The sequence below is a fragment of the bacterium genome (assembly GCA_040757115.1).
In the GTDB taxonomy this organism is placed as follows: domain Bacteria; phylum UBA9089; class CG2-30-40-21; order CG2-30-40-21; family SBAY01; genus JBFLXS01.
The window spans coordinates 4,488-6,708 of the sequence record JBFLYA010000206.1; the positions used below are offsets into that span (position 1 = coordinate 4,488).

Sequence of the window (2,221 nt, forward strand, 5' to 3'; positions counted from 1 at the left end):
GGTATTAATGCAAAGATTATTTTATAAATTATGGAAACGGTATAAATACCTTTTAGGAGTGGGTTTATCTCTGGTTGTTTTAGGATTTATTCTGTTTACCTCATTGCCTTTTGAAGACATTTTTAATACCTTTGAAAGAAAAACCCTGGATTATCGCTTCAGGCTCTTATCCGACCCGAAAGAGGCAAGAAGTAATATTGTGATTATTGATATTGATGAGGAAAGTATCAGGCAAATGGAGGATTTGTATGGAAGATGGCCATGGACCAGAGAGGTGCATAGCGGATTAATTAAATATTTAAGCCAGGCAAAGGCAGTTGTCTTTGATGTCCTTTTTACAGAAACAAGTAAGTCTATGGTTGAAAAAGAAGATGTAAACCAGGCAATTATGGAAATAGACGAGTTAATCCAAACCAATAAAACAGATAGAATAAAGGAGATAATAAATTCATTCTATCAGGACTATGATAGGATATTAGCTGAAAGCGCCCGAGAAACAGAAAATGTTTATCTTGCCGATATATTTCAATCCAAAGCAGATGAAGGAGAAGTTGATTATGTTTCTTGTGATTGGATAAATAAATTTGCGGTGCCACTTGAATTTAACCCTGATTTTAAGGCAATTAAAAGATTTGATGGTGTGACACCACCACTACCTTTACTTTGTAAAGCGGTCAAAGGTGTTGGGCATATAAATATGATTCCTGACGAGGATGGTCCCGTTCGGAGGGCATATACCTTAATTAATTTTAATAAGCGGTTTTATCCATCCCTATCTTTAGCGGTAACAATGAATTTGCTTGATGTCCAAAAGATTAAACTTGTTCCGGGGGATGGAGTTTATTTAGATAAAAAGGTTAAAATTCCAATCAATGAAGATGGAACAATGTTTATAAATTATAAAGGGGGGATAAAAACATATAAATACTATTCATATTATCTTCTTTTTGCCTCTCATTGTTTAATAGAGGAAAGGATGAAGCCAATTATCGAGCCAGAGGTTTTTAAGGATAAGATAATTTTAATTGGTTCTACGGCGGCTGGGTTAATGGACCTGCGGGTAACACCATTTTCTTCTATTTATCCTGGTGTTGAAATTCATGCCAATATTATTGATAATATCTTAAGCCGTTCTTTCTTGCAAGTTCCGTCTTTTGCGGTAAATCTAATTATTATGATTTTTCTATCGGCTCTTATCGGTGTGGTCATACCAAAATTAAAACCATTTTGGGGAGCAATTTTTACATTAGAAATACTCATTATTTATTTATTAGGGGCGATATATCTATTTAATTTACACCGTATCTGGATAGAGATATTTCGACCTGGTCTAAATATTGTTATGAGCTATTTTATTATTTTAATATCTCAATATATTATTGTGGAGAATCTACGAAAAAGAATAAAAGAGGCTTTTCAGCACTTTGTCAATGCCACGGTCGTTGAAGAGATTATTAAGGACCCGGAGAAATTAAAACTTTGGGGAGAAGAAAAGGAATTAACCGTTCTATTTTCAGACATTCGCGATTTTACCAGCTTATCAGAAAGCCTTCCGCCAAAGGATGTCGTCTTTCTCCTGAATGAATACCTTCAGCGGATGACAGAAATTGTCTTTAAATATGATGGAACACTCGACAAATATGTTGGAGATGAAATTATGGCTTTTTATGGTGCACCGTTAGAAGGGCAAATCGACCATGCAGAAAGAGCCTGTCGCACCGCTATAGATATGATGAATGAGCTTCATAAACTTAATGAAGAACGGATTAAAAAAGGCCAGCCTACTTTTAATATCGGCATTGGAATTAATACGGGTAAAATGGTTGTTGGGAATATGGGTTCTGAGTTGAAAAAAGATTATACCATTATTGGAGATAATGTTAATTTGGGGGCAAGGTTAGAAGGTATAAATAAAAAATTTCACACCAATATTATTATCAGTGAATTCACCTATCAACAGGTAAAAGATAAAGTAAAAGTGAAGGAGTTAGGGAAAGAAACTGTCAAAGGAAAACAAAATGCCGTCAAGATATATGAATTATTGGCGCTGAAAGAATTGTAAATGTCTCCTCGAATTAATGGATATTTTGTTGAGTGGTAACTATTCAGCCACAGATGGACACGGATGAAACACTGAAAATTCGTAAATCGTGTCCGTTTTCCATGTCCGTAATTAGGCTGAAGGGTTTTTCTCCTGTTGTCCTCTGCCTTCTGCCCTCTG

1 protein-coding gene is annotated in these 2,221 nt (G+C 35.2%); it reads left to right on the forward strand.

Annotated elements, in window-relative coordinates; genetic code table 11:
* Nucleotides 1-2,062, forward strand: a 2,062-nt coding sequence (locus AB1422_14885; protein ID MEW6620597.1) for an adenylate/guanylate cyclase domain-containing protein, incomplete at its 5' end; no start/stop codon positions are given.
* Nucleotides 2,063-2,221: the final 159 nt, after the last annotated feature.